The sequence below is a fragment of the Azospirillum sp. UFLA03-27 genome (assembly GCF_059803775.1).
Genome location: NZ_JAUQTX010000337.1, coordinates 1 through 5743 on the forward strand (window position 1 = coordinate 1; position 5743 = coordinate 5743).

Genomic DNA, 5743 nt, shown 5'->3' on the forward strand with positions numbered 1-5743 from the left:
GTTATAGTCTCGTGGGCTCGGAGATGTGTATAAGAGACAGCCATGTAGCGGTCCTCGTCCATCACCGCGTTCCAGCAGGCCACACGGCCCATGCGGTCCTGGAACGACCCGCCGTCGCGCACCGCGCCGGCCTTCTCCATCACCTTGCCCTCGGGGCTGAGGATGTCCGTCTTGGCCGGCTGGCCCTCCATCCAGAAGGCCCACTCGTCCGGCGACATGTGCTCCTTGGCGGTGTCGAGCACGGCGGAGTAATAGCCCTGGCGGTTCAGATAGGCGCCGACCCAGCCTGACAGGTACCAGTTGATGTACTCATAGGCCGCCTCCAGCTCCAGCCCGCTCAGATGCTTGGCGATGCCGAGGCCGCCACCCCAGGCGCGGTAGCCTTCCTTCAGCGGCTGGTAGACGCACTGGATGCCCTTGGCGCGCACGGCGGCCACGGCCGGCGACCACATCGACTGGATGATGACCTCGCCCGACGACATCAGGTTGACGCTCTCGTCGAAGGTCTTCCAGAAGGCGCGGAACTGCCCGGCCTTCTTGGCGTCGGTCATGATCTTGAGGGTCTTGTCGATCTCCTCCTTGGTCATGTTGCCCTTGTCGCCGTACTTCACCTCGCCCATGGCCTCGCAGACCATGGCGGCGTCCATGATGCCGATGGAGGGGATGTTGATGATCGACGCCTTGCCCTTGAAGGCCGGATCGAGCAGGTCCTTCCAGCTGCTGATCGGGCGGCCGACCAGATCGGGGCGGATGCCCAGCGTGTCGGCGTTGTAGATGGTCGGGATCAGCGTCATCCATTGGGTGGCCGACTTGGCGAACTTGATGCTGTCCTTGCCTTCAACGAAGCCGACGGTGTGCGGCGCGGTTCCCTGGGCGACGGCGCTCTCCGGAGTCAGCTTGCCGTTGACGAAGATCGGGACGATCTTGTCGAAGTTCTTGATCTTGGAGACGTCCATCGGCTGCATCACGCCGGCCGGGAAGACCTTCTTGCAGATCCAGTATTCGATGTCGGCGATGTCGTAGGACTTCGGCTGGGTCACCGCGCGCTGGGCCACCGCGTCACTGTCGAGCGCGGTCATCTGCAGCGTGAAGCCCAGATCCTCCTTCACCTTGTCGGCGACGGCGTTCAAATTCGACACGCCGGTGCCGAACTGGCGCAGCGTGACGTTCTTGATGTTCTGCGCCCAGATGGTGGGGAAGCCGGTGATCGCCCCCGACCCGATGGCGACACCCGCGGCGGCGGCGGTGCCCTTCAGCAGCGTGCGGCGGCTGACGCCCGTGGTGGTCCCGGCGGAAAGGGGCGAGCCGGTGCGCGTCTCGGTCATGCTCTGTGCCTCCAGTATGGTCGGTCGGTTTTTGAGGAGTCGGTTCTTGGGGATTGGTCGGGAAATCAGGCAACCAGGGGGTGGACGTCGCGCGCCCGCCAGCCCGCGGTCACGCGGTCGCCGATGGCGAGCGGGGCGTCGTAGAAACGGGATTCGTCCAGCACCACGGCGAAGTCCTCCGCACCCGGCACGTCGAGCGTCAGGTGGACCGACGCACCGTGATACTCCAGCGCGCGGACGGTGCCTTCCAACTGGTGGTCGGAATACTCGGGCTGGCCGAGCAGAATGCGGTCGGCCCGCACGGCCCGGCGGCCGGCGGCGTCCTCCACCACGTTGTGGCCGCCGATGAAGCGGGCGACGAAGGCGGTGCGCGGCTGGTTGAAGACCTCGCGCGGCGGGCCGGCCTGCTCAATCCGCCCCTGGTTCATCACCACCACGAGGTCGGCGAGCGCCATCGCCTCGGTCTGGCTGTGGGTGACATGGACGAAGGTGATGCCAAGCTCGGTGTGCAGGCGCTTCAGCTCCTCACGCATGCGGATGCGCAGGAAGGGGTCGAGCGCCGACAGCGGCTCGTCGAGCAGGAGCACGCCCGGCCGGGTGATCAGCGCGCGGGCCAGAGCCACACGCTGCTGCTGGCCGCCGGAGAGCTGGGCAGGCAGCCGGTCCGCGTACTGGGACATGTGGACGAGGTCCAGCATTTCCCGCGCGCGGCGGCGGCGCTCCTCCTTCGCGACACCCTTCATCTTCAGGCTGAAGGCGACGTTGTCGGTGCAGTCCAGATGCGGGAACAGGGCGTAGCTCTGGAACATCATGGCGGTGCCGCGGCGGGCCGGCGGCTCCCCGTTCACCACCGTGTCGCCGATCAGCAGGTCGCCGTCGGAGATGTCCTCATGCCCGGCGATCATGCGCAGCGTGGAGGTCTTGCCGCAGCCGCTGGGGCCGAGCAGACAGCAATAGGCCCCGGCGGCGATGCGCAGGTCGATGCCGTCCACGGCGACGGTGGAGCCGTAGAACTTGCGCAGCTTCACCAGTTCGACGGTTGATCCGGTGGCGGGCGATCCGGCTGCGGTCGATCTGGCGGTCATGGCCCTCTCCGATTTTGTGCACAATCCGCAGGTCCCGCTGCGGCTGTCGAATATGTCCGCAAGTTCCATGCCAGCGTGTAAATGGCGGAATTCCGCGGCTTTCCGGCGGCGAAAATCGGCGAATGGTCAGGATTTCAGCGCTGTGGCGCGAAATTGTGCATGGGTGGGCTGTGCCCGATGCATGGGCAGGGCGCGGTGGCCGCGTTTGTCCGCTGGTCCATTTTGTGCACAATCTGCGGCAATGAATTGAACAGCGCCCGTGCCATCATGAAAACTGTCCTGAGCGCCCCCCGCCGCGCCGTCCGCGGGCGGGGGGAGGGGGCGGAGGCCCGCATCGTCCGCAGCATCGGCGAGGCCATCGCCGACCGCCGGCTGCCGCCCGGCACCAAGCTGGCGGAGGAGAGTTTGGCCGAGGTGTTCGGCGTCAGCCGCGAGCGTGTGCGCAAGGTGCTGCTGCTGCTGGCGCAGCGGCGCGTCGTGACGCTGATCCCCAACCGCGGTGCCTTCGTCGCCAAGCCCACCGCGCGGGAGGCGCGCGAGGTGTTCGAGGCCCGCCGCGTGATCGAGCGCGCCGTGGTGGAGGCGCTGGAGCGCATCCACCGTCCCCTGCCGGACGAGACGTCGGCGAAGCTGCGCGCCCATCTTGCGCGGGAGGAGGAGGCCGACCGGGCCGGCGACCGCATGGCGCTGATCCGCCTGTCGGGCCAGTTCCACCAACTGCTGGCCGACTTCGCCGGGAACGCCACGCTGGCCGGCATCCTGGCCGACCTGATCGACCGCTCCAGCCTCGCCATCGCGGCGTTCGAGCGGCGGTCCTCCCATTCCTGCTCCGCCACCGAGCACCGGCGGTTCGTCGAGGCGCTGGAGTCCGGTCCGCCGGGCGCGGCGATGCGGCTGATGATGGCGCATCTCGACGAGGTGGAGCGGCAGCTCGACCTCGACGCGCGGTCGGACGGCGCGGTCGATCTGAAATCCGTTTTCGCGGATCGGCCGGCGGGCCGGACGTAAGAGCCTGTCCGAACGGCCGGAGGATAGCCCGGCCCTATCGACCGCATAGGGACAAAGGGCTGCTTCCGATGGGTTCGGCTCGCTATTATGCTGCCCGCCGCGACATCGAGGTGACCGACATCATGCAGCCCATTTCCAAGCCCGCCGACCACCCGCCGGTTCCCGCGCGCCGCGTCGGTGTGCTTCTGATGAATCTCGGAACGCCGGAGGCGACCGACTACTGGTCGATGCGCCGTTACCTGAAGGAGTTCCTGTCGGACCCCCGCGTGATCGAGGTGCCGAAGGCGGTGTGGTGGCCGGTGCTGAACGGCATCATCCTGACCGTGCGTCCGGGCAAGAGCGGCCATGCCTACAAAAGCATCTGGAACGAGGAGCGCAACGAAAGCCCGCTGAAGACCGTCACCCGCGCCCAGGCGGAGGGCGTGGCGGCGGCGCTGGCGGCGCGGCACGGCGAAAGCGTGGTGGTCGACTGGGCCATGCGCTACGGCCAGCCGGCGGTCGGCCCGGCGATCCAGCGGCTGAAGGACCAGGGCTGCGACCGCATCCTGCTGTTCCCGCTCTACCCGCAATATTCTGCGACCACGACGGCCACGGCCAACGATCAGGCCTTCCGCAAGCTGATGACCATGCGCTGGCAACCGGCGGTGCGCACCGTCCCCGCCTACCACGACGAGCCGGGCTACATCGAGGCGCTGGCCCGCTCGGTGGTGCGGCACATCGCGGCGCTGGACCACACGCCGGACGTCCTGCTGGCGAGCTTCCACGGCCTGCCGAAGGCCTATCTGGACCGCGGCGACCCCTACCACTGCTTCTGCGTGAAGACCGCGCGCCTGCTTGCCGAGCGGCTGGGCTGGGAGCCGGGACGCGTGCAGTACAGCTTCCAGTCGCGGTTCGGCAAGGCGGAATGGTTGAAGCCCTACACCGACAAGACGGTCGAGGAACTGGCCCGCGCCGGCAAGACCAAGATCGCGGTGATCGCGCCAGGCTTCTCCGCCGACTGCGTGGAGACGCTGGAGGAGATCCAGTTCCAGGTGAAGGACGCCTTCATGGCGGCGGGCGGTGAGCGCTTCACCTACATTCCTTGCCTGAACGACCATCCCGACCACGTCACCTTCCTGGCCGACCTCGTGGAGCGCGAGCTGGGCGGCTGGGTGGACGGCGCCAGGACGCGGGCGGCCCGCGACGCGGAGGACCACGTCACGGCGTAACCCCCTTCTCCAAAATGGAGGGCCGCACAGGCGGAAAGGGTGGGTTGCCGGGGCGGCCCGGCTTCCCCATGCTGGCGGACGGACAGATTGGACGATGGTTGGGAGGATGCGGGGGATGCGGCGTGTGGTTCGGGCGGTGGCCGCCCTGGCACTGGGAGCGCTGCTGACGGCGGGGAGCGCCGCGGCGGCGGACAAGGTCCGTGTCGGATCGAAGCTGGACGCCGAAAGCGGCCTGCTCGGCACGATGATCCTGCAGGTGCTGGAGGCCAACGGCATCCCGGTGGAGAACAAGATCCAGCTCGGCCCCACCCGGATCGTGCGCAGCGCCCTGCTGGCCGGTGAGATCGACGTCTATCCGGAATACACCGGCAACGGCGCCTTCTTCTTCAATCTCGACAGCGATCCGGCCTGGAAGAACGCCGCCGCCGGCTACGAGACGGTGAAGCAGCTCGACCGGGACAAACACAACATCGTCTGGCTGACCCCGGCCCCGGCGAACAACACCTGGGCCATCGCGCTTCGCCGCGACGTGGCGGCGCCCAACAATCTCGCCACCATGGAGGATTTCTCCCGCTGGGTCGGTGCAGGCGGCACGGCGAAGCTCGCCGCCTCGGCGGAGTTCGTGGAAAGCCCGGCGGCGCTGCCCTCTTTCCAGAAATCCTACGGCTTCACGCTGAAGCCCGACCAGATCCTGGTGCTGGCCGGCGGCGACACGGCGGCGACCATCCGCGCGGCGGCCGAGGGCACCTCCGGAGTCAACACCGCCATGGTCTACGGCACGGACGGTGCCATCGCCGCGCTGGACCTCGTGGTCATGAAGGACACCAAGAGCGCGCAGATGGTCTACGCCCCGGCCCCGACCATCCGCGACGGCGTGCTGGATGCCCATCCGAAGATCCGCGACCTGCTGGACCCGGTTTTCAAGTCCCTGGACACCGAGACCCTGCGCGGGCTGAACGCCAAGATTTCGGTGGAAGGGCAGGACCCGCGGGCGGTCGCCACGACCTATCTGAAGTCGAAAGGCTTCCTGAACTGACGGGATGACCCGCGTCCGTCCGATCCACAACCGCGTCGCCCCTGTCTCTTATACACATCTCCGAGCCCACGAGACTATAAC

The 5743-nt window shown here is 67.7% G+C and carries 5 protein-coding genes; 3 read left to right on the forward strand and 2 right to left on the reverse strand.

Annotated features, from left to right (window positions below):
• Both Q4I23_RS29875 and Q4I23_RS29880 read right to left on the reverse strand, forming a co-directional pair.
• On the reverse strand, positions 1 to 1325 hold a 1325-nt coding region (locus Q4I23_RS29875; RefSeq protein WP_498528626.1), incomplete at its 3' end, for an ABC transporter substrate-binding protein.
• Between the two features lie 65 nt (positions 1326 to 1390).
• Positions 1391 to 2410: an ABC transporter ATP-binding protein gene (locus Q4I23_RS29880; protein ID WP_498528627.1), complete on the reverse strand. Its 1020-nt coding sequence runs from the start codon at positions 2408 to 2410 to the stop codon at positions 1391 to 1393.
• A gap of 267 nt (positions 2411 to 2677) precedes the next feature.
• On the opposite strand from Q4I23_RS29880, the gene Q4I23_RS29885 reads away from it, so the two are divergent.
• From Q4I23_RS29885 to osmF, 3 genes are all read left to right on the forward strand, one after another.
• A complete protein-coding gene (locus tag Q4I23_RS29885) occupies positions 2678 to 3418 on the forward strand; it encodes a GntR family transcriptional regulator (RefSeq protein ID WP_498528628.1) in 741 nt (246 codons plus the stop codon).
• Between the two features lie 68 nt (positions 3419 to 3486).
• Entirely contained in the window at positions 3487 to 4626 is a 1140-nt protein-coding gene (gene hemH, locus Q4I23_RS29890; RefSeq protein WP_498528629.1) for a ferrochelatase, read from the forward strand.
• Between the two features lie 115 nt (positions 4627 to 4741).
• Positions 4742 to 5662, forward strand: a complete 921-nt coding sequence (gene osmF / locus Q4I23_RS29895; protein ID WP_498528630.1) for a glycine betaine ABC transporter substrate-binding protein OsmF — start codon at positions 4742 to 4744, stop codon at positions 5660 to 5662.
• The last annotated feature ends 81 nt before the right edge of the window (positions 5663 to 5743 follow it).

Coding starts and splice junctions, on each gene's coding strand:
- Q4I23_RS29880 (WP_498528627.1), bottom strand. CDS start 2,410: ATGACCGCCAGATCGACCGCAGCCGGATCGCCCGCCACCGGATCAACC.
- Q4I23_RS29885 (WP_498528628.1), top strand. CDS start 2,678: ATGAAAACTGTCCTGAGCGCCCCCCGCCGCGCCGTCCGCGGGCGGGGG.
- hemH (WP_498528629.1), top strand. CDS start 3,487: ATGGGTTCGGCTCGCTATTATGCTGCCCGCCGCGACATCGAGGTGACC.
- osmF (WP_498528630.1), top strand. CDS start 4,742: ATGCGGCGTGTGGTTCGGGCGGTGGCCGCCCTGGCACTGGGAGCGCTG.